Below are 19,417 nucleotides of genomic sequence, written 5' to 3' on the forward strand. Positions count from 1 at the left end.
CGGAGATATTTCCATAGTCAATTCAACAACGGACTCGTCCAACAAACGATTCAGATCGCGGCGCGTTCCGCGCGCGATCTAATCTTATTCGTTAGATTTTTACGCTTCCATCTCTTTGAAGGCGTTCAAAACTGGCAAGGTGGGACCAATGTAAAACGCGAATGCAAGTTCAGCTAGGGTTCTGTTGAATCTGCTGGAATCTACTATTGGTGATGAAGCATCCTCTAACCTGCTTCCAGGCGCTAGCTTCATTGGGACACCACCATAATCGCTATGCACCTTGTCTATTCCTAATTGGTAGATACCGATGTTGTTCATGTAAGCGGATAGAAATACCGAGTAAACACCAGGCTTGGGGTCTGTGAGAACTGGCGTAGAGGCAAGGAGTGGATTCATGCCCACCCTGTTATGTTTGGTCATATCAGGGTCTGCCACTACACCAAGGCCAATTAGCGATGCTCTATATGCACGGATCAAATGAAATTCAGACGCTAAATCAGGGTTTGGGCCGCTAAGATTAGTCCCATCATGGATGCACTTATCCCGAAAATCACCCATACGCTCGTAGTTCTGGATGTTTTCTGCCCAGTTTCTTAGACGATCTGATTTGAACGATTTTTGCATTTCAGCGAAAACCTGATTGATTTCAGATTTTTTAGCATTCCATTTAATTTGAGCGTTTATCGTGTTCCTATCATCAGTGATCTCTCCCAGATTTTCTGGCTTAGACGAAATGTCAGCAAGTCCTGTTGCCGTTTCTGATATAGGTGCAGTCAAAGGTGATTCAAACTTGGCCGCTTCCGTCGATTTTGGAGTGCGGATATCATAAGTCAGTTGGTAAGTATTGTTAGGCAGTGGCTTAGCTGTCATGACAAGGACGTCACCAAAGCTCTGGCTCTCGTAATCAATGTCCCTGACGCGAATATCAAAAGAGCCATCTTCTTCAAATATTTCACGAATTTCGAGCGTAGACAACGGTGCGTTTACATCGCCAGTTGAGTAGATGTGGCGAAAAATTTGGTTGCTCTCTTGCGTAAGGTGGTCTTTCCCTGCAAGTGAGGCCACCTCAGTCCCAGATGCAGTTTTCCCGAAATCTCCTTCGGGCTGACTACAGCGGAAAGTCTCTATACGCATAACCGGCCCAGTGCCTCGGACATTGCGTAAATCTAACTGCGAAAAGTTACCATCGTTCTGGAACGATTGGTTGATCTGTGTGACTGCCATAGCTTCTTTCCTTTTTGGGTTGTGTATGAACTATCAAAAAAATCTAACGTAATGTATACGACATTTTGTCTAATAATCTTGCGGGAAATGTCGTATAACTGTGGTAATTATTGATTATCATATTGTATTAAAGCTTAAATCCCTAGTGAAAAAGACAAATGATGCAAGAAAATACGACAATGCCGCCGCCTAAAAAACTGCTTGATCAAGTAAGAGAAAAAATAAGATACAAGCACTATAGTTTAAGCACGGAAAAAACTTATGTCACATGGATTAAACACTATATTTTTTTCAATGACAAGCGTCATCCTGTCGAAATGGGTGTTGTTGAAGTGGAGCGCTTTCTGACTTATCTGGCCAATGAGCGCCATGTTTCCAGTTCCACGCAGAATCAGGCGTTATCGGCAATTCTATTTTTATACCGTGAAGTTATCGGATCTGATTTGACCTGGCTGGATGGTTTTGAGCGGTCTAAAAAACCTAAGCGTTTGCCGGTCGTGCTGACGCCTTTGGAAGTTCAGGCACTTTTGCGTGAGACTGCATCAGCACCTGAGCCGGTTGGCCTGATTATCAAGCTGTTATATGGCACAGGCATGCGGCTTATGGAAGCAGTAAGATTACGTGTCAAGGATGTCGAATTGACACGCGGAGAAATCATTGTGCGTGATGGCAAGGGTGGTAAGGATCGGGTGACGATGCTGCCCGGAAGCCTGTTGGACGCCATGCGTCGTCAGCTTGCGATACGGCGGGAATGGCATGAGCAGGATGTCAAATTAGGCAAAGCAGATGTCTGGCTGCCGGACGCGCTGGCTGTTAAATATCCCAATGCTCCGAAGGAGTGGGGGTGGCAATATGTGTTTGCCGCCCGGAAATATTCCATTGATCCACGTAGTCAAGCTGAGCGCCGTCATCATGTCGATGAAAAACAGGTCCAGCGCTATGTCAAAAAAACGGCATTGACTGCGGGTATAGTCAAGCCAACATCGCCCCATACGCTACGCCATAGTTTTGCTACTCATTTGCTGCAAAATGGATATGATATCCGTACCGTACAGGAATTGCTGGGGCATAGTGACGTTTCAACAACCATGATTTATACGCATGTGTTGAACAAGGGCGGCAAGGCTGTCGTCAGTCCATTGGATCAATTGTAGGATTTTTAAAGCGCGCCTACGGTACTAGTGCTCTATCAATTTTCGAACTTGTTTGAAGATCTAGAGACGACACTGTTTTCTATACGTCAGACAAAAAAATAAGGTGCTGTTAATGACCCTGGTGCTTTATCACATTCATTTTCCAGGCCACCAGCAGCATCCCCAGCAAGGCTGAAGCCGCACTGATCGTAAACGTGATTTCGGCGCCCAGACCATCCCAGGTATAGCCGCTTAACACCGCGCCAAAAGTTCCCCCCATACCATAGGCAACACTGGTATAAATCGTCTGCCCTTTCGCCTGATGCTGGCCATGAAAGAAATGATGCACCACCATGATAGCGGCCACGTGGTGTGCGCCATACGTTACCGCATGCAACACCTGTGCAAATAAAATCAGCGCCACCCACTCAACGCCCCAGCCGATCATCAGAAAACGCAAAATGGCACACGCGAAACTGAAAACCAGGATTAGTTTCAGACCAAAACGCCGCATCAGCCAGGGCATCAGAAAAAACACGCCGATCTCGCAAATCACCCCGATTGCCCAGAGCCAGCCGACAAACCCCTTGTCATAACCGTGTTCTACCAGATAAATGGAATAAAACGTGTAATAAACGCCGTGCGCAAAAACCATCAATAAGCTGGACAATAGAAACGCCAGCACCTCCGGGCGCTGGCAAACCTGCCGCATTGAATCCTGATCCACGCTGCCGCCGATGACCTCGGCTTCCGGAATGCTGCGTGAAAAAGCCAGTATTCCCAGCTTTAATGCCAGTACCACCCACAGCAACCAGATAATTTCAACCCTATCCAGCAGATAGCCTACGCCAATCACCGCCAGAATAAACCCCACCGAACCCCAGGACCGAATGTGACCGTAGCGGTCGGTTTTATCGCCCAGGTGCGACAACGTCACCGCTTCTATCAACGGCAATGCCGCGCTCCAGCAAAAGCTCATCAGCAGCATCATCAGAAAAATCCAGGAAAAAGACTGGCCGAAGAAAAACCCGATAAAACAGACAAAACCACCCAGCGCGGCGAGCCGTACCACCATCACGCGCCGGCCGGTATGATCCGCCAGCCAGCCCCACACAGCGGGCGCAAAAATCCGCGTCGCCAGCAACAGCGACATCAAGACACCGATTTGCAGCGCACTAAAGGAAAGCGATTGAAGGTACAGGCTCCAGTACGGCACGAACGCGCCAAGCACCGCAAAATGAAAAAAATAAAAGCCTGACAGACGCCAGTAAGGTAAGGAATGCATCAGACTCTGTTAATTCAACCTTTCCCCTGTGAAATGAGAGCATATTCAATCTCTTGCACCCCAATCACACGTGTCAGAAGAACACTAACCCATGGCCGTATCCCACCATGCAAAGCAGCATCGGAACCGATAACGCGGTGTTGGTGCGTGACGCCAGAAGCGCTGTTTTTTTCGCATTGGCAATGACTTCAGCGTTATGCGTTTTGCCGTCAAGACCAAGAATTTTCTTTTGATTAGGCCAGATCAACACCCAGACATTAAACAGCATGATAGTACCCAGCCACGAACCCAAGCCAATAACCGCCATGCCATTTGTCAGCATAAAGGCGTCCACAATACCCTGCATACCGCCGCCAATCTGGGCCAGTGCGCTCATCCCGGTTAACCAGGTAACCGCCGCCGCCATACGGAACCATAGCAGGGCTCTGGGTGCGATGTATTTGTTGATGGCGGCGGGTTGCGGGCCATCGGGGTTCGCCAATGCGGCGCCGACACCGGGAACCTGAACAAAATTAAAGTAATACAGCAAACCAATCCAGCAGACACCCGCCAGAACATGCAGCCAGACGGTTACATTTAACCCGCCCAGGCCATTGCCCAGTCCGAAAGCAACAGCAAATGCAAGAATAAAACCGATGGCAATCGTGCCTTTGATTGAGTGTAATGGATTCATCGCTACCCCCTGAACGCGTTATTTGGAAATGCTAAAGATAGGGGAATTGCGCATCCGGCACAATACCCAATTTGGTTCCTGAAGAAGTTACTTAAAGCGCAAAAAATTAAAAAATGCGTGACTTCATGCAGTTTTAACGTCTAGACTGTTAAATCCGGTATTTATAATTTAAAACTAGTGAGGCGAGGTGTGTCATGGGATTGCAAAAAAAAATTTTAACAATGTCAGCAAGCTACACTGTATTGCTGTTTGGGTTAATGTCAACCGCAAATGCAGCGTTAGAGTTACGATTAGGGGGACTGGCTTATTACGATACACAACTTGACATTACCTGGGCGGCCGACCCTTACATAACCGGATTTGGCACCTGGGAAGAGCAGCAAACCAATGTATCCAGTTTAACTATCGGAGGTGTCAGCGGATGGCGGCTGCCGTCAGCCGACGTCAACAATGACAACGATATCTGTTTTGTCTGCGCTGATAATGAAATGGGGTTTTTGTATTTTGTAGAAGGCATAACGCCGCTAACACCCGGTGTATTTGGCTCCATTGCTGAGGATTTCCATTGGAGCGGCACGCAGTTTAGCGTTTCGCCAGAGCGGGCATTCGCATTTTTCTTCGGCTCGTTTGATTTTGATTTTGACGTATTTAACAAAAGTTCGCGTTTTTTTGCATGGCCTGTCCACTCTGGTGATGTCGGCATTAACACGGTATCCGAGCCTGAAATAATTGTGTTGATAGGTTTCGGGCTGCTGAGCCTTGCCGGGTTTCTACGAATTCAGAGGAAATATCAGGAACAAACGCATTACCCTGTTTGATTACTATACTCTTTACATATCAAATTTCGGCAATCGTGTTTTATATTTATCAATCTAAACAATATGGCAGAATACCTTAAAACCAGAATTTGAAGAATAAAAGATATAGCGGCCAATAGCAGACCCACGCCAGACCCGCGCCTGATTGCAGGTTCCAGGCAAGCAGCAACATAGATGGTCAGATTGTGCGCACGCGTAAATGCCCGTATTCTATCCTGCCGCCCTGTTTCTGTTTTGTTAACTACAGACATCATTCGATGCGCTTATAAAAAATAGATAACAAACCGTCCATGGTGAAATCCGGAATCAAAACAATACTTGCCTTCCTGTCTGAAGTACATGTAAAATCAGCGGTTACCACAAAATCAGCATTTGCTGTGAATGTGTGAATTGATTGAGAAAAATTCGGTTTAAAGTGGGTTAAAGTAGTGGTAGCAGTGGTTTTTGGTTAAAGCTTTAAGGCACTTTAAGACAAACGCTAACAGACAAAAAATTATGGTCATAATACGATTGGCACGCGGTGGTGCAAAAAAACGTCCTTTTTATAATATGGTTGTCGCTAACTCGCCGCGTGCGCGTGACGGCAAGTTTATCGAGCGTGTCGGTTTCTACAACCCGAGGGCGACCGGCGGCGAGGAAACCTTGCGTATCCATCTGGATCGGGTCAACTACTGGCAATCCAAAGGCGCGCAAGTATCCAGCACTGCAAAACGATTATTGAAACAATTTGCAGCAGCAAACAAGGAAACATCAGCAGATAACGCATCATAATCATAACCAACGCAACGCGTCCATGATTGTCATGGGGCATGTTGCAGATGCGTTTGGCATACGGGGCTGGATAAGAGTCTCTCCCTATACGGAAACTGCCGACGGATTGCTTGATTACGCATCGTGGTGGTTCGGCGAAAGCGAAGCCGACGAAACCAGCGAAACCGGCGGGGATTGGATTGAAAGGCAGCTTATATCCGGCCGTATCAACGGAACAGCGCTGGATGCCAAATTAAGAGGGTGCGATAACCGCGATCAGGCATTGCAGCTCAAAGGATTGAAGATCGCGGTTCCGCGGGAGTACTTGCCTGATTTACCCGATGACGGCGAAGCAGGTTATTACTGGGCCGATTTGGTTGGTACCGAGGTTGTTAATCTGGACGGCATCAAACTGGGTACAGTGACAGGATTGTTTGAAACCGGTGCAAATGATGTATTGCGCGTACAAAGTATTGCGCCAGATACAAAAGAATTGCTGATTCCGTTCGTTGAAGCGACGGTGATAAAGAAAGTAGATTTAAAGCGCCGCAATATTCTTGTTGACTGGGAATCTGACTATTAGAGCGACTATTGAGGTAAGCGCATGCCTTATGAATGTGATGTAGTCACATTGTTTCCGGAAATGCTTGACGCTATCACGCAATATGGCGTGACCGGAAAGGCAGGCAGAAACAGCATCTTCCGGCTTAAGATCTGGAACCCGCGCGATTTCAGTGAAAACAGTCACCGAACGGTTGACGACAGCCAATATGGCGGCGGCCCCGGCATGGTGATGATGGCAAAACCGCTTGAAGAGGCCATCATCAACGCCCGGCAACGGCAACAGTCGCTTGGGATCGAAAAAACGGAGGTCATTTATTTGACGCCGCAGGGACGGCGGCTCGACCACCGTGAAGCAGAACGGTTGAGTCTCTCGCCTGGTATTATTTTACTCTGCGGGCGTTACGAGGGGATCGATGAACGCGTCATCAACCGCCAGGTGGATACGGAAATTTCCATAGGCGATTATGTGTTATCGGGTGGTGAACTGGCTGCCATGGTTGTCATAGACAGCGTCGTCAGACTGATTCCGGGCACGCTGGGTGATCCTGAATCGGCGGCCCAGGAATCCTTTGTAAACGGGCTTTTGGATTACCCGCATTACACCCGTCCTGAGCAATATTGCGGCAGCGGCGTGCCGGGAGTTTTATTATCAGGTAATCATGCACTTATTCGCCGCTGGCGCCTGCAGCAGGCTTTGGGGAAAACCTGGCTGAAACGCCCGGACTTGCTCGAACTGAAAGAAAAAACGGGAATAACGGAAGAAGAGAAAGCGCTTCTGGAAGAATTCAAAAAAAACTGCGGGATCAAATAAATATTTTTGCTTTGAAGGAAACTATCATGAACATTATCGAGCAATTGGAAGCTGAAGAAATCAGCCGTTTGAACAAGGAAATACCCAGCTTTGCGCCCGGCGATACGGTCGTTGTTAACGTCAACGTGGTCGAGGGCGACCGTAAGCGGGTACAAGCCTATGAAGGTATTGTGATTGCAAAACGCAACCGAGGCCTGAATTCGGCATTTACCGTGCGCAAGATTTCCAGCGGCGAGGGCGTTGAACGGACGTTCCAGACATACTCACCGCTGATCGCAAGCATTGATATTAAACGCCGCGGCGATGTCCGCCGCGCAAAGCTTTACTATCTAAGGGAACGCTCGGGCAAATCCGCGCGCATACGTGAAAAACTGCCGGCCCGTGTCAATAAACAGCTTTAGTTTTTTACCGGCAACTCTTTTCGGCGCGTTCAGTTAGTTCAGCCAGCAATCAATCGGACTGGTTGGGGTTTATCAAAAACAGGCCGATTTCAACTAAAAACCGGTACCGCTACTGTAAAAAAACCGCCTATGCTCAGCCTCATATGCGGTTTTTTATTATCACCTTGATAATCAATTAAAACCAGTTACAGCAAATCCCTGACATTTTCAGGCGGACGGCATATTCTTGCCTTGTCGCCCCGCACAACGATAGGCCGCTGCATCAAATCGGGGTTATCGACCATACGTTGAATCAACGCATCTTCAGAGATCGTACTCAGGTCCAGATTACGCGCCGCGGATTCATCCTTGCGCAATACGTCACGCGCAGACAGGCCGAGTTTTTTGATCAACTCACGCAACTTGTCAACACTCAGCGGTGTTTCGTAATAATTAACAGATTTATAATCCTGACCGCTGTCATCAAGTATTGCCAGCGTTCCCCGGCATTTACTGCATGTCGGTTTTTGATAAATGGTAATCTCGTCGTTCATACTGCCAGTCTTCTTTCCATACAAAAGCAATAACAGCCCCGCTGCAGAATGTCGTTGAAGACGGCCGCAACGCAGGCATATAAGATGATCAATAAATCAGTATTCATACCGGACGGCCACAACGACACACTGATTAATTCATCCCGCACGCTTCAGAAATCTCCTTATGTGCGGCTGACGACCCGTTCAGTCCAAATGTATCCGTGGTCTGCGTGCCACGTGATGATGTGCCTTGAACCACCATGGTATTGCCGCGTCTGATCGCTTCGGCCAGCTGGTTATCGGTTCCCTGATCCGGCGCCCACGCGGAATCATCCTGGGTAAACAGCGTAAAAGTCTGATTATTGACCTTGACGGTCACTTCGCCGCCCGCCTTATACGTATAACCCGCTATATAGCTGAAAACATTTTTACTTTCCTCAGCCGGGCGATGCGTCACCAGCGCAAAAATATCACCGCGCTTTGTATAGTCACCTTCATCTTTTTTTGGCTGACTGACCATGTAACAAACCTTGCCGTTGTTTTCCATAAAGGTATACGCTGTCCAGTCCCCATGCTGTCCAAGCAAAACAGGCTCCGATGCCTGCACCGATCCCGCAGCACTCACCAGCAGAGCCATAGCAGTAATTAAAAAAAGCCCGCGCAATTGTCGATACTTCATAGTGAAAAACCTTGTGATTGTATAAAGACACCAAGCTGTCAGTTAATTAAACTGAACCCCAGAGAAACTCGCCGGTTGGTTGAACCGGCTAATTATGCAACTTATGCGCATCCTTCCATTTTATAAATGTAATAGCCGTCCTTGTTAATGGCATCAATTACTTCCGGCGGCGCGCTCTGGCTATGACAAAAGCTGCATTCCTTGCTGGTGACCACGGCGTCTGTCTCGTCTATCGACGTTAACCATTCTTTGGCATATTCAATAGCTTTCTGGTCATCCTTAACTGCCGTAAAAACATCAAAATGCATAGTATGCCCGTCTTTAGCTTTCACATAAGTATCATAAACATGAATCTGCATAATTTTCCTTAGTCATTAAGATTGAATACAAATACCGCAAAACCACATCAGATAGAAGTAAATGTGCTTTACGTTTCCAAACGGTGATAACTATAACAATTAATCCGGTAAACCGCCATGATAATGACCGGGTTTGCCCGGATTTAATGGAAATGAAAACAGGCCCGGAATGCGCATTGATTTTGCATACACTTTTCATTTTTCGACCATTTTTACCTTGAACCGCCTGCTCCAGAATGCTTTCCAACAACCCCTAAACCATTTTTCTGCGCGCGATAACAACGCCGTCACGCGTAGGGTTGATAAACGCATCAAATTCCGGATCATTAAAAATCAGTCGATTATGTTCAACGATGGCTTCGGTCCAGCCCAACGCGATATCGGTATAGGTTTCAGCGGCCACACGGCCATGCCACAACACATTGTCCGCAATGTACAACCCGCCGGGCCGGATGCGTTCACGCGCCATATGCCAAACCTCGGGATACCCGCCTTTATCGACATCGTTATAACAGATATCAAAATACCCTTCGGTCTGGGCAAAAATATCCTGCGCCATGCCCACATTGAATTCTATCCGGTCCCATAAGCCGGCAGCCGTTAAATATTGCTCGGCACGGTATCTATTTTCACTTTTTCCGTCACTGCAGACGACTCGGCCATCTTCTCCAACCGCACGCGCAAACCAGTATGCGGAATAACCGTAGCCGCTGCCGAACTCAAATATCCGTCTGGCGCCAATCATTCTGGTTTGCATTTCCAAAAAAATACCGACAAGCCTGTTAATAATCGGAAATCGCTTCTGCTCGGCAAGCGCTTCCATTTCCAATAAAACAGGATGGTCCGTATTGCCGGCAAGACTGCGCATATAACGTTCTATCGCCGGGTGTACCGGAATGATTTCACCGGGATCCTCTGATGTCGGTGTCAGTATTTCAGTCATCTTTATCTCCTTTGGCAGATTCTTCTGCGTCTTGAATCTGACATTGATTTTACCTGTTATCGTCTGCCGCGCGGGAACTGCCCGTGGCTTCACGCTGCCAGCTGACGGCAACCGCCGTTAACACCAGCAGCAATACCGGAATCCGGCCAAACGTTAAAAAGGTTTCCGTTATTCCGGATATTACAATAAAGCTTACCACACAGATACCCGGCAAAGTCAGTCCGTTTTGATCGAAGGTCCGGTACCATGCCCGCAATAAAAACAATAACGATCCCAGACCCAGCACGCCCAGTTGCATGCCGATCTCTATCCAGTCATTGTGATAATGCGAGGTTTGCTGGAAATCCGGCAGATTTTGATACAAGCCCTGCTTGTAATGCACAACAGTTTGATCAAAAAACTGTTCGGGCATCCCGGTACCCTGTCCCAGCAACGGTTTTTGCGCAATGCCGTAAAGTCCCACATCCCACAATGCAATGCGGTAACCGATACTGCTGTTGAAATGTCCCAGCTGCATGCGTTCTATATCTTCTTTTGCCTGTGTCCACCGTTCCTGAACCACCGGACTGGTATATGCCAACAGCAGCGTTACCAGCAACGCTGGCACAACTGCAGCCGCAAACTTGCGCAAGGTAATCCTGAAATGTACCGTCAGCATGACTGCCAATGTCAACAGGGTCGCCAGCAGGAACCCGCGCGCGCTTTGGTGAAACTGAATATACAGCAATGCCAGCGAGCCGGCTGCCAGACAAAACCTGACTGCTGTATTGCGGCAAAGACAGGCAAAACAGCAGGTCACAACACAACCCACGCCAAGCATGGCTGAAAAAGTCAGATACGACATGTTGAATGCGGGTATGCCCTGCCTGCTTTCAACCCGCCATTCATACAAACCAGCGAACAGCACCAGACAATATCCTGCAAGCACGGCACCAATCACCCAGGGCAGCCTCTGCCGGTTCAACAATGCCAGGAACGGCAGATAAACCAGCAGCAGGAAATATTTCGTCCATTTATGCCGCCCTTCGAACGGTGCTTCGCTCCAGAACAAACCCAGAAGCAGCAACGCACATAATACAAGCACCGACTGAACCAGCGGCTGCGCGATCATCTGCCTGAATGTTGCCGCGCTGTCATCAATCAGCCAGGCCAGCACCAACAAAACAATCAGAAAGGTATACAGGACGCTGAACCATAAACCCGCAGCAAAGCCGACGAGAATCGCTCTGATCAATATCTCCCGCTGATGCGTGCTTAATTTTTGCAGTACCGGCATGGCCGTTCAACCAGCATAAAACGATTATTCCGCCAAAACGATTAGCCCGCTCTAAGCCCTAAGCCCTAAGCCGCTCAAAGATAAAACAGGTTTCTCCCCAGTTTTGAGCGGTTTTATGCTTTACCTCAAATCCTGCCGCATGCATGAGCTGCACCGCTGCTTCCTGTTCTTTTGCCGTGCCCAGCTCGATAATGACGGACACCAGCCGCGGGTTTTTAAGCACATTTTCAGCACCCGTGAGGATGGATATCTCGATACCGTCCACGTCGATCTTCATATAATTCGGGCAAGGGAAACCCCATACACCGCACAAATCATCCAGTGTCACACCAAGCATCCCTTGTACATGGGTTGTGGGTATTTTCATATTCGCCACATCTTCCCGGCCGAACTGCGAACGGTTGCCGCCCGGTATGAATTTCGGAATATACAGTTTGGAAAACCCTGTTTTTCCGGAAACGGCAATACAGTATGCTGCAATCGTATCCGCAAGATTATTGATGAAAATATTTTTGTTCAGCGAATAGTAATTATTGCTCTGTGGTTCAAACGCAAATACCTGAACGGATTTGCCGTATTTTTTTGCCGGATACAAAGAATACTGGCCGATATTAGCACCTATGTCGAAATAACAGCTGTCCGGTTTGAACTGATCCAGCCAATCCAGCGTGTCGGGTTCTTTGACGGAGTAAGTTCTGGCCCGCTTGAGTACGCGCCAGTGATCGACGGCAATCCGGATCGGCACCCCCCGTACGGTGGTGCGGGTAAATCCACCGATCAATTGATAAAACGCGATCACACAGTTTTTAAAAAAATTCAGCATCCGTATCCCCGTTTCAACCTGCTAAACCGAATTGTGCCGCCCGGTTTCACCGGCGGATTCTTCCAGCAGCGTCACATAATGCTGCAGGACATTTTTATCCGGCACATCAAGCATCGCACTAAAAAACCGCTGGCGGTGCGCCTCAACATAAAAACCATCGCAACCATTGACTAGAAAATGATTGATTTTTTCATATACATCATCGCGGCATCTGAGTTCCGTTTCGGGCAGGTAATACGCCACGGTCGAGCGTCCGGCAATCAGATAATCCGCGGCCAGCACTGGCTTTTTGGTTCTGACGGCTTCGAAAACAACCGAAGTTGCCAGGTCAATGATGACATCCGCCCAGTCCATCAAGTGTGCCGAATGCGCTTTATCTTCGGCGACTCTGACATTTGGCAGCCGTGTAATTGATTTGTCTTTGGTCAGTGACTGTTTCCAGCCGCTGCGCGTGTGCGGTTTGATAATGATTTCCGTTCCAGGAAATTCCGCAATGAGATGCACGACTTCGGCGACTTCCTCCCAAAACGTCGTGAAGTTCGCCTTGCGCAGAAACAGCACGATTTTCAGCAGGCTGTCTGAACGTTCTATCGGTGACGGCGGCAGTATTCCCGGCAATTTTGCCAGCCATTCTTCGCAAAAGCGCGGCGAGCCCAGTACAGCGATCTTTTTCTCATCGAGAAAAGGACGAAAACGTGTCGCGCATAACTCGTTAGGCACGGCCAGACAATCAAAGATGTTTGCATTGGAAAACACGGTATCGGGACCAACCCGCCGTTCCCCCCGGCGGATCAACTGATTGACATGCGGGCTGTCGCCATGCGGCAGCGAAACCACGCTCAACGCCCTGGCATGCGCCATTTCAATAAGGATATTAATCCACTCGACACTGATGACAGAATTCCGTTCCACCCAGTCAAACGTAATCACGCCGCCGCGGGTATCTTCGAAGCAGTGCTGCAGCAACACCTCGGTCGCCCCGCGCCACAACTGCTCGCGACGCGGCTGGTCATAACGCTCCGCCATCCGTCGGGCGAGCATTCCCAGCACAGGTATCCGCCTGACGTTACCGGTCAGCATATACATCTGCAAACGCCACCGGATAAAACGGCGCCAGCCCAGCACTTCCCTGATATGTGCAACGCGCACGCCGGAAAGCTGTTTAAGAAATTGAATACGATAGTCGCGCCTGAATTTTGCCGAGCCAATCAGCACCACATCGCACGAATGTCCCGATACCGCCCATTTGTAAATTACCGGTGTGATATGGTCAATATCGTTATAATGACGAAGAAAAAAAAGGGCTTTCATCCCCTGTAAATGAATATCGATGAATTGAAGTTGGAAATCATGTCTAAAACTTGCAGATGAGATACCGGACATCCCCGCGGACGCCCTCGATCGCCCCAAGAACAACCGGCAACCGGCCGGAGCAAACCGCATCAATTCTACACGCGCAACCCGATCTTTGCCACACAACTGTCGCAATCAAGCAACGCTATGCAACTACTTTTAGTACGAGACCCGGATTCACAGGAATATATTTGCCCTGACCAGCAGAGAAACCGGATAATAAAGCCTGAATCGCATTAATCTCGATCCAGTTAACAAAAAACACACACTACACACCGCATGAAAACAATTGCCGTCATCCCTGCGCGCATGGGTTCAACGCGTTTTCCAGGCAAACCCATCGCACCGCTTTTGGGCCGCACCATGATTGAGCATATCTATAAACGCGTTGCGCTCAGTAAAACGCTTCACGCCACCTATATCGCAACCTGCGACGATGAAATCCGTGAAGTCGCGGAAAATTTCGGCGCCACGGTTATCATGACCGCCGACACACATGAACGTGCAAGCGACCGCGTGGCCGAAGCGGTTGCCGGTCTTGACGCAGACCTGGTTGTCATGGTGCAGGGCGATGAACCGATGACGCATCCTGATATGATTGACGCTGCGGTTCAGCCGTTTGGGCAAGATCCCGGGCTCGGTTGCGTTAACCTGGTGCGCCGCATCGACCAGGAGTCAGATTTCCGCGACACCAATACAATTAAAGTGGTGATGGATCGATTCAACAATGCGTTGTATATGTCGCGCCAGCCGGTTCCGACAGTGGCCAAGGCCGGTTTCGCGCAAACAGCCGCTTATAAACAGGTCTGCATTATTCCGTTCCGCCGCGAACTGCTGTTTGAATATACGCGCCTGCAACCTACGCCGCTGGAGCAGCTTGAGTCGGTCGACATGATGCGCCTGCTGGAACACGGCCACACTGTCAGAATGGTGCCGACCGAATTTAACACCCAGGCAGTCGACACCGAAGCAGACCTGGCACGTGTAGCCAAACTGATGGCAGACGACCCGTTATTGTCACGTTATTGATTCTTTACTTGAATTCTATGCAACTCAAAGAAAAACTCGCACAGTCTGAAACGACGATCGGATCCTGGATCACACTGGGTCATACAGCGATCGCTGAAATCATGGCCTCATCCGGTTTTGACTGGCTGGTGCTGGATATGGAACACAGCGTACTGGAGCTGAACGAGGTACAAACAATCATTCAAGTGCTCGACGGTCATAATTGCCCGGCTATCGTGCGGCTGACTTCGAACCACCCCGATCAGATCAAACGCGTTATGGACGCTGGCGCGACGGGCGTGATGGTGCCGATGATCAAATCCGCCGCGGACGCGCAAGCCGCGGTTGATGGCGTGTATTATCCGCCGCGCGGCGGGCGCGGTGTCGGCCTCGCGCGTGCGCAAGGCTTTGGCGCAAGTTTCCCGGCCTACCGGCAATGGCTCGAACACAATGCGGTGATTGTCGCCATGATCGAACATATCGATGCCGTTCATGCCATAGACCAGATTCTGAGCGTTGCCGGCATCGATGCCTATATTATCGGCCCCTATGATTTATCGGGCTCCATGGGCCGCCCCGGCGAACTGGATCACCCCGAGGTTAAGAAAGCCATCACCCATATCCGTGAAGCGGGACAGCGCGCTCGAAAGCCCGGCGGCATTCACGTGATCGAACCCGATCCGCAAGCGCTGCTGCAGCGTATCGAATCGGGTTTTAATTTTCTTGGCTACAGTCTTGATATCCGTATTCTGGATACCGTCTGCCGCAACCACCTGCAACTGATACGCGCAGCAACTTAACAACCATGAACACTTTTGTCATTTCCACCTCATCGTTTGATACCGGCAACAACGCCGCCGTTCAACGCCTCATCAGCGCGGGCCTGCAACCAGTCATGAATCCCTACGGCCGCAGGCTCACCGAAGACGAAGCCGCAGCGCTGCTGAAAAACGATGTTGTCGGTATGATAGCCGGCGTCGAACCGCTGACGGCGCGCGTGATTCAATCGGCCAAGAACCTGAAAGTCATTTCTCGCTGCGGCACCGGCATGGACAACGTAGACCTCGCTGCCGCAAAAAGCCAGGGCATTACCGTACTGAACACGCCCGAAGCGCCCGCGCAGGCTGTCGCAGAACTCACGCTGGGATTTATGCTTGCCGCTTTGCGGCGAATCTGTGCGACAGACCGCGAGGTCCGCGCTGGCGACTGGCCGCGCACCCAGGGCGGACTGCTCGCGGCGCAAACTATCGGTTTGATCGGCCTGGGTCATATCGGGCGCCGTGTTGCCCGGCTCTGCCAGGCCTTTGAAGCAACCGTTATTACCCATGATCCCTATGTAAAACAGGTACAACCCGGTGTCGCAAATGTCTCAATGGCGCAGTTGCTCGAATCGGCGGATGTTATCAGCCTGCATACGCCGTACAGTCCTGATCTGCATCATCTGATCGACGCGCAGGCATTGGCGCGCATGAAACCAGGCGCAATTGTCATCAACACTGCCCGTGGCGGCCTGATAGACGAAGACGCGCTCAAAGACGCGCTGGACGGCGGCAGACTGAGCGCAGCAGCTTTGGATGCATTTGAGCAGGAACCTTACCAGGGGCCGTTACGCCAATACGGCAATCTCATTCTGTCATCGCATGTAGGCTCTCTGGCCAGAGAAGCGCGCCAGCGTATGGAACTCGAAGCAGCAGAAAATCTGCTGAACGGACTCATCAACACAGGCTTCATTCATGACGCATAGCGCCATTTTGAAGGATTTCCCGCCATCCAGCCAAACCGCCATTGTTTTCGGCGCCAGCGGCTTTCTCGGCAGCCATGTTACCGACGCGCTTTCAACCGCCGGATACCGGGTGCGCCTGTTTGACCGCAGCCCCTCGCCCTTCCTGAAACAGGGCCAGGAAATGATCACCGGCGATATTATGGATATTCAGCAGGTAATTGACGCCGCCAAAGGTGCCGACATTGTCTACAACTTTGCCGCGATCGCCGATATTGATGAGGCGCATAACAAGCCCGTGGAAACCGCCTCCATCAATGTACTCGGCAATACCCATGTACTTGAAGCCGCGCGGCTGGCCGGCGCACGCCGTTTCGTTTTTGCCAGCAGCGTTTATGTCTATTCGGAATCCGGCTCGTTTTACCGCGCCAGCAAACAGGCGTCCGAGCGTTTCACCGAGACCTACCATGAGCGCTACGGACTCGAATACAACATTCTGCGCTACGGTTCCCTGTACGGACGGCGCAGCGACCGGCGCAACGGCATTTACCGCATGCTGCACGAAGCCATCACGCACCGTTCAATCACCTACAAGGGCAGCGGCAACGCCATGCGCGAGTACATCCATGTGGAAGACGCCGCGCGCATGAGCGTACAGGTGCTCGCACCCGAATTCGCCAACCGGCATTTGATCCTGACCGGGCAGGAAAAACTGCGTATCCGGGATGTCATGACCATGATTTCGGAAATCATGCCGTGGCCAGTCGAGCTGCGCTTCGATGAAGCCGGTACTGTACACCACTATGAAATCACGCCGTATGCATTCCAGCCGCGCGTTGGCCGCAAACTGGTACTCAATGAACATGTCGACCTCGGCCAGGGCTTGCTGGACTGCATCCGAGAAATCCACCAAGTGCTGGAACACGCTGACGAAAACGACGATGCCACGCCATCGACATCCGACAACCGGGCCTAGCAACCATGATTGCCATCACAAATTTTGAAGCGATTATTTTCGACTTTGACGGCGTCATCGCCGAATCCGGCGACATCAAGACGCAGGCATTCGCAAAGCTCTACCGTCCGTATGGCGAAGCCGTCGCCGCCGAGGTCGTCAAGTACCATACCGCGCATGGCGGCCTGTCGCGTTACAACAAATTCCGCCACTTTCAACAGCACCTGCTGCACAACCCCCCGCTGACATCCGCGGAAGAAAAGGAACTGGACCGGCGTTTTTCCAAACTGGTCGTGGAAGCCGTTGTTGCGGCTGAAGCCGTACCGGGCGCCTATGAGCTGGTCCGCCAGCAGGTTGACCGGGTTCCATTGTTTGTCGCTTCCGGCACGCCTGAGGCCGAGCTCAAAGTAATCGTCGCGCGGCGCGGCCTGACGCCCTATTTTAAACAGGTGCGTGGCGCACCCAAGCTCAAACCGGTGCTGATCAGTGAAATCCTGTCCGATCATGCGCTTGAGCCGAACCGGGTACTGATGATCGGCGACGCCATGGCCGACTATGAGGGCGCACAGGCCAACAACACCGCATTTCTGGGCCGCGTGCGCCCCGGTGACGGCAACCCGTTTCCGCCCGGCACACCGGTAGTGCCGGATTTACGCGCCCTTGTTACCTGAACTGCAAGTAGAATTACAAAGCATGCAGAAACTCCAGCGAAATGTCTATACAACCATTGATGCGCTTGCCCAAGGCTTCGCCGGCTATGCGGCGGACATTCTGTCCGCTGCCCTGATCCGGCAGGAAACGGTCAGCCTGGTCGTCCCCGGCGGCAGCACTCCGCGCGCCTACCTACCCGTCCTCGCCGCCCAGCCCCTGCCATGGCACCGTATCGCCATTACCCTGAGCGATGAGCGCTGGGTCGATACCGGATCAAAAGATTCAAACGAACGCCTGATCAGAACCTGTTTGCTCCGGCATCTGAATGCGCAGCCGCATTTCACCGGACTCAAAACCCCGCACGGCACCCCTGAAGCAGCCGTCCCCGAAATCCAGCAACGTCTGAGCGCCATGCCGCAGCCATTTACACTTACCGTTTTAGGGCTCGGCGAAGACGGCCATACCGCATCACTGTTTCCAGGCTTGAAACTGCATGAAGCAGCGCACAGTACAACGGAGCAACGCTGCATCGCCGTTTATCCACCCGTGGCTCCATCGCCGCGCGTAAGCCTGTCGCTTGATACGCTCGCCGGTAGCGCGCATATTGCGGTGGCCGTCACTGGAAAAACCAAACGGCAGTTACTCGACAGACTTGAAAAAAATGCCGATCCGGCGATACCGCTGGTGTGGCTATTGCAGCGTGTTCAAACGCCAATTGCGGTTTTTGAGATGGATTAAACTATTGAATGCAAATTATTCCGCCGGAAATAAGCGTGCGATGGCCATGCTGCTCTTGTCATACTCAGGAGTCGTTCATAAATAGGCAGCACCTTGAGAAAACCGGCAAGAACCTGTGAACTTGCCGCACATGTGCAGTGACAAAAGTTTTATATGGCCTTCCGGAATAACTCGCAGCAGGGGAATCTTCGATGATCTTTCTGAAGCTTTTAGCTTTGACGCTTACAGCAATTATTCTTGTTCCAAGCGGCGCCCATCTCTTCGAACTACCAGGAAAAACCGGCCTTGACCGCGAAGCGTACTTCATTGTTCAAGGAATTTATAATGGATGGGCTTTGTTTGCCATTCCGATTTTTGCAGCAATTCTGGCCAATGCCGCACTCTTCGCCGCACAGCGACATCGCAATTGCAAATCGGCATTCTGGGCGCTTACATCAAGCATACTGATCATGATCAGCCTGGCCGTTTTCTTTACTTATGTATTTCCGGCCAACGAAGCAACGGTGAACTGGACAATAAAACCTGAAAACTGGGAAGCGCTACGGGAAAACTGGGAGTACGGTCACGCAGCCAATGCGGTAATCGTATTTTTTGCTTTCATTGCAAGTGCTTTGGCGGCGGTTTGTCGTGACTAGAATTTTGAGTAGAGTAAGAAGCAGGGCGTAGTCGAACTATTTCCCTGCTTCTCCTCACCGAACCGTACGTGCACCTTTCAGCGCATACGGCTCTCCATTCAAG

The 19,417-nt window shown here is 50.6% G+C and carries 23 protein-coding genes; 13 read left to right on the forward strand and 10 right to left on the reverse strand.

The window, feature by feature from the left end; genetic code table 11:
- Positions 1 to 99: 99 nt before the first annotated feature.
- Complete coding sequence (locus tag BMY60_RS16060) at positions 100 to 1,224, reverse strand: hypothetical protein (protein WP_218141697.1); 1,125 nt, start codon at positions 1,222 to 1,224, stop codon at positions 100 to 102.
- 161 nt (positions 1,225 to 1,385) lie between these two features.
- Between BMY60_RS16060 and BMY60_RS12330 the strand changes: the two genes are divergently transcribed.
- On the forward strand, positions 1,386 to 2,378 hold the full coding sequence (locus tag BMY60_RS12330; RefSeq protein WP_371264215.1) for an integron integrase: 993 nt from the start codon (positions 1,386 to 1,388) through the stop codon (positions 2,376 to 2,378).
- Between the two features lie 109 nt (positions 2,379 to 2,487).
- Here the strand turns inward: BMY60_RS12330 and BMY60_RS12335 are convergent, their stop codons facing one another.
- Complete coding sequence (locus BMY60_RS12335; RefSeq protein WP_090334005.1) at positions 2,488 to 3,642, reverse strand: MFS transporter; 1,155 nt, start codon at positions 3,640 to 3,642, stop codon at positions 2,488 to 2,490.
- 73 nt (positions 3,643 to 3,715) lie between these two features.
- Positions 3,716 to 4,315, reverse strand: a complete 600-nt coding sequence (locus BMY60_RS12340) for a urate hydroxylase PuuD (protein ID WP_090334007.1) — start codon at positions 4,313 to 4,315, stop codon at positions 3,716 to 3,718.
- A 194-nt stretch (positions 4,316 to 4,509) separates the two neighbouring features.
- Between BMY60_RS12340 and BMY60_RS12345 the strand changes: the two genes are divergently transcribed.
- From BMY60_RS12345 to rplS, 5 genes are all read left to right on the forward strand, one after another.
- Positions 4,510 to 5,133 (forward strand): hypothetical protein, encoded by a 624-nt coding sequence (locus BMY60_RS12345; RefSeq protein ID WP_090334008.1) that lies wholly within the window; start codon positions 4,510 to 4,512, stop codon positions 5,131 to 5,133.
- Between the two features lie 495 nt (positions 5,134 to 5,628).
- Complete coding sequence (gene rpsP, locus BMY60_RS12350; protein ID WP_090334010.1) at positions 5,629 to 5,904, forward strand: 30S ribosomal protein S16; 276 nt, start codon at positions 5,629 to 5,631, stop codon at positions 5,902 to 5,904.
- Between the two features lie 31 nt (positions 5,905 to 5,935).
- Positions 5,936 to 6,466: a ribosome maturation factor RimM gene (rimM, locus tag BMY60_RS12355; protein ID WP_371264214.1), complete on the forward strand. Its 531-nt coding sequence runs from the start codon at positions 5,936 to 5,938 to the stop codon at positions 6,464 to 6,466.
- Between the two features lie 21 nt (positions 6,467 to 6,487).
- A complete protein-coding gene (gene trmD / locus BMY60_RS12360; RefSeq protein WP_090334013.1) occupies positions 6,488 to 7,258 on the forward strand; it encodes a tRNA (guanosine(37)-N1)-methyltransferase TrmD in 771 nt (256 codons plus the stop codon).
- Between the two features lie 26 nt (positions 7,259 to 7,284).
- Complete coding sequence (gene rplS / locus BMY60_RS12365) at positions 7,285 to 7,659, forward strand: 50S ribosomal protein L19 (protein WP_090334014.1); 375 nt, start codon at positions 7,285 to 7,287, stop codon at positions 7,657 to 7,659.
- Positions 7,660 to 7,844: 185 nt separating this feature from the next.
- On the opposite strand, the gene arsC is transcribed toward rplS, so the two are convergent.
- The 7 genes from arsC to BMY60_RS12405 form a co-directional block, all read right to left on the reverse strand.
- Positions 7,845 to 8,192 (reverse strand): arsenate reductase (glutaredoxin), encoded by a 348-nt coding sequence (gene arsC, locus BMY60_RS12370; RefSeq protein ID WP_090334016.1) that lies wholly within the window; start codon positions 8,190 to 8,192, stop codon positions 7,845 to 7,847.
- Positions 8,193 to 8,325: 133 nt separating this feature from the next.
- Positions 8,326 to 8,853, reverse strand: a complete 528-nt coding sequence (locus BMY60_RS12375) for an invasion associated locus B family protein (protein WP_090334017.1) — start codon at positions 8,851 to 8,853, stop codon at positions 8,326 to 8,328.
- A gap of 101 nt (positions 8,854 to 8,954) precedes the next feature.
- Positions 8,955 to 9,212, reverse strand: coding sequence for a DUF2024 family protein (locus BMY60_RS12380; protein ID WP_090334019.1), 258 nt, complete (start codon positions 9,210 to 9,212; stop codon positions 8,955 to 8,957).
- 253 nt (positions 9,213 to 9,465) lie between these two features.
- The gene (locus BMY60_RS12390) at positions 9,466 to 10,155 is read right to left on the reverse strand and encodes an O-methyltransferase (RefSeq protein WP_090334022.1); all 690 of its coding nucleotides are present in this window, start codon (positions 10,153 to 10,155) and stop codon (positions 9,466 to 9,468) included.
- A gap of 49 nt (positions 10,156 to 10,204) precedes the next feature.
- The gene (locus tag BMY60_RS12395; protein WP_090334024.1) at positions 10,205 to 11,431 is read right to left on the reverse strand and encodes an O-antigen ligase family protein; all 1,227 of its coding nucleotides are present in this window, start codon (positions 11,429 to 11,431) and stop codon (positions 10,205 to 10,207) included.
- Between the two features lie 58 nt (positions 11,432 to 11,489).
- Positions 11,490 to 12,254 carry an FkbM family methyltransferase gene (locus tag BMY60_RS12400; protein ID WP_090334025.1) on the reverse strand — a complete coding sequence of 255 codons (765 nt, stop codon included), beginning with the start codon at positions 12,252 to 12,254 and terminating at the stop codon, positions 11,490 to 11,492.
- Positions 12,255 to 12,275: 21 nt separating this feature from the next.
- Positions 12,276 to 13,565 (reverse strand): hypothetical protein, encoded by a 1,290-nt coding sequence (locus tag BMY60_RS12405; protein ID WP_090334034.1) that lies wholly within the window; start codon positions 13,563 to 13,565, stop codon positions 12,276 to 12,278.
- 321 nt (positions 13,566 to 13,886) lie between these two features.
- Here BMY60_RS12405 and BMY60_RS12410 point away from each other — a divergent pair, with 321 nt between their 5' ends.
- From BMY60_RS12410 to BMY60_RS12440, 7 genes are all read left to right on the forward strand, one after another.
- Positions 13,887 to 14,636: a 3-deoxy-manno-octulosonate cytidylyltransferase gene (locus tag BMY60_RS12410; protein ID WP_090334026.1), complete on the forward strand. Its 750-nt coding sequence runs from the start codon at positions 13,887 to 13,889 to the stop codon at positions 14,634 to 14,636.
- Between the two features lie 17 nt (positions 14,637 to 14,653).
- A complete protein-coding gene (locus BMY60_RS12415) occupies positions 14,654 to 15,415 on the forward strand; it encodes an HpcH/HpaI aldolase family protein (protein ID WP_090334027.1) in 762 nt (253 codons plus the stop codon).
- A 5-nt stretch (positions 15,416 to 15,420) separates the two neighbouring features.
- Complete coding sequence (locus tag BMY60_RS12420; RefSeq protein WP_090334028.1) at positions 15,421 to 16,359, forward strand: phosphoglycerate dehydrogenase; 939 nt, start codon at positions 15,421 to 15,423, stop codon at positions 16,357 to 16,359.
- The gene (locus BMY60_RS12425; protein ID WP_090334029.1) at positions 16,349 to 17,311 is read left to right on the forward strand and encodes an NAD-dependent epimerase/dehydratase family protein; all 963 of its coding nucleotides are present in this window, start codon (positions 16,349 to 16,351) and stop codon (positions 17,309 to 17,311) included. Before BMY60_RS12420 ends, BMY60_RS12425 begins: the two co-directional genes overlap by 11 nt.
- Positions 17,312 to 17,316: 5 nt before the next feature.
- Complete coding sequence (locus tag BMY60_RS12430; protein WP_177166669.1) at positions 17,317 to 17,961, forward strand: HAD family hydrolase; 645 nt, start codon at positions 17,317 to 17,319, stop codon at positions 17,959 to 17,961.
- A gap of 22 nt (positions 17,962 to 17,983) precedes the next feature.
- Positions 17,984 to 18,679 carry a 6-phosphogluconolactonase gene (pgl, locus tag BMY60_RS12435; protein ID WP_090334037.1) on the forward strand — a complete coding sequence of 232 codons (696 nt, stop codon included), beginning with the start codon at positions 17,984 to 17,986 and terminating at the stop codon, positions 18,677 to 18,679.
- A 191-nt stretch (positions 18,680 to 18,870) separates the two neighbouring features.
- Positions 18,871 to 19,314, forward strand: a complete 444-nt coding sequence (locus BMY60_RS12440; protein WP_090334030.1) for a hypothetical protein — start codon at positions 18,871 to 18,873, stop codon at positions 19,312 to 19,314.
- Positions 19,315 to 19,417 lie beyond the last annotated feature (103 nt).

Origin of the sequence: Nitrosomonas sp. Nm51, from assembly GCF_900111165.1 — a bacterium.
Taxonomy (GTDB): Bacteria; Pseudomonadota; Gammaproteobacteria; order Burkholderiales; family Nitrosomonadaceae; genus Nitrosomonas.

What these genes read in the sequence shown, in the direction of transcription:
- BMY60_RS16060 (WP_218141697.1), bottom strand. Translation starts at nt 1,224, where the DNA reads ATGGCAGTCACACAGATCAACCAATCGTTCCAGAACGATGGTAACTTT.
- BMY60_RS12330 (WP_371264215.1), top strand. Translation starts at nt 1,386, where the DNA reads ATGCAAGAAAATACGACAATGCCGCCGCCTAAAAAACTGCTTGATCAA.
- BMY60_RS12335 (WP_090334005.1), bottom strand. Translation starts at nt 3,642, where the DNA reads ATGCATTCCTTACCTTACTGGCGTCTGTCAGGCTTTTATTTTTTTCAT.
- BMY60_RS12340 (WP_090334007.1), bottom strand. Translation starts at nt 4,315, where the DNA reads ATGAATCCATTACACTCAATCAAAGGCACGATTGCCATCGGTTTTATT.
- BMY60_RS12345 (WP_090334008.1), top strand. Translation starts at nt 4,510, where the DNA reads ATGGGATTGCAAAAAAAAATTTTAACAATGTCAGCAAGCTACACTGTA.
- rpsP (WP_090334010.1), top strand. Translation starts at nt 5,629, where the DNA reads ATGGTCATAATACGATTGGCACGCGGTGGTGCAAAAAAACGTCCTTTT.
- rimM (WP_371264214.1), top strand. Translation starts at nt 5,936, where the DNA reads ATGGGGCATGTTGCAGATGCGTTTGGCATACGGGGCTGGATAAGAGTC.
- trmD (WP_090334013.1), top strand. Translation starts at nt 6,488, where the DNA reads ATGCCTTATGAATGTGATGTAGTCACATTGTTTCCGGAAATGCTTGAC.
- rplS (WP_090334014.1), top strand. Translation starts at nt 7,285, where the DNA reads ATGAACATTATCGAGCAATTGGAAGCTGAAGAAATCAGCCGTTTGAAC.
- arsC (WP_090334016.1), bottom strand. Translation starts at nt 8,192, where the DNA reads ATGAACGACGAGATTACCATTTATCAAAAACCGACATGCAGTAAATGC.
- BMY60_RS12375 (WP_090334017.1), bottom strand. Translation starts at nt 8,853, where the DNA reads ATGAAGTATCGACAATTGCGCGGGCTTTTTTTAATTACTGCTATGGCT.
- BMY60_RS12380 (WP_090334019.1), bottom strand. Translation starts at nt 9,212, where the DNA reads ATGCAGATTCATGTTTATGATACTTATGTGAAAGCTAAAGACGGGCAT.
- BMY60_RS12390 (WP_090334022.1), bottom strand. Translation starts at nt 10,155, where the DNA reads ATGACTGAAATACTGACACCGACATCAGAGGATCCCGGTGAAATCATT.
- BMY60_RS12395 (WP_090334024.1), bottom strand. Translation starts at nt 11,431, where the DNA reads ATGCCGGTACTGCAAAAATTAAGCACGCATCAGCGGGAGATATTGATC.
- BMY60_RS12400 (WP_090334025.1), bottom strand. Translation starts at nt 12,254, where the DNA reads ATGCTGAATTTTTTTAAAAACTGTGTGATCGCGTTTTATCAATTGATC.
- BMY60_RS12405 (WP_090334034.1), bottom strand. Translation starts at nt 13,565, where the DNA reads ATGAAAGCCCTTTTTTTTCTTCGTCATTATAACGATATTGACCATATC.
- BMY60_RS12410 (WP_090334026.1), top strand. Translation starts at nt 13,887, where the DNA reads ATGAAAACAATTGCCGTCATCCCTGCGCGCATGGGTTCAACGCGTTTT.
- BMY60_RS12415 (WP_090334027.1), top strand. Translation starts at nt 14,654, where the DNA reads ATGCAACTCAAAGAAAAACTCGCACAGTCTGAAACGACGATCGGATCC.
- BMY60_RS12420 (WP_090334028.1), top strand. Translation starts at nt 15,421, where the DNA reads ATGAACACTTTTGTCATTTCCACCTCATCGTTTGATACCGGCAACAAC.
- BMY60_RS12425 (WP_090334029.1), top strand. Translation starts at nt 16,349, where the DNA reads ATGACGCATAGCGCCATTTTGAAGGATTTCCCGCCATCCAGCCAAACC.
- BMY60_RS12430 (WP_177166669.1), top strand. Translation starts at nt 17,317, where the DNA reads ATGATTGCCATCACAAATTTTGAAGCGATTATTTTCGACTTTGACGGC.
- pgl (WP_090334037.1), top strand. Translation starts at nt 17,984, where the DNA reads ATGCAGAAACTCCAGCGAAATGTCTATACAACCATTGATGCGCTTGCC.
- BMY60_RS12440 (WP_090334030.1), top strand. Translation starts at nt 18,871, where the DNA reads ATGATCTTTCTGAAGCTTTTAGCTTTGACGCTTACAGCAATTATTCTT.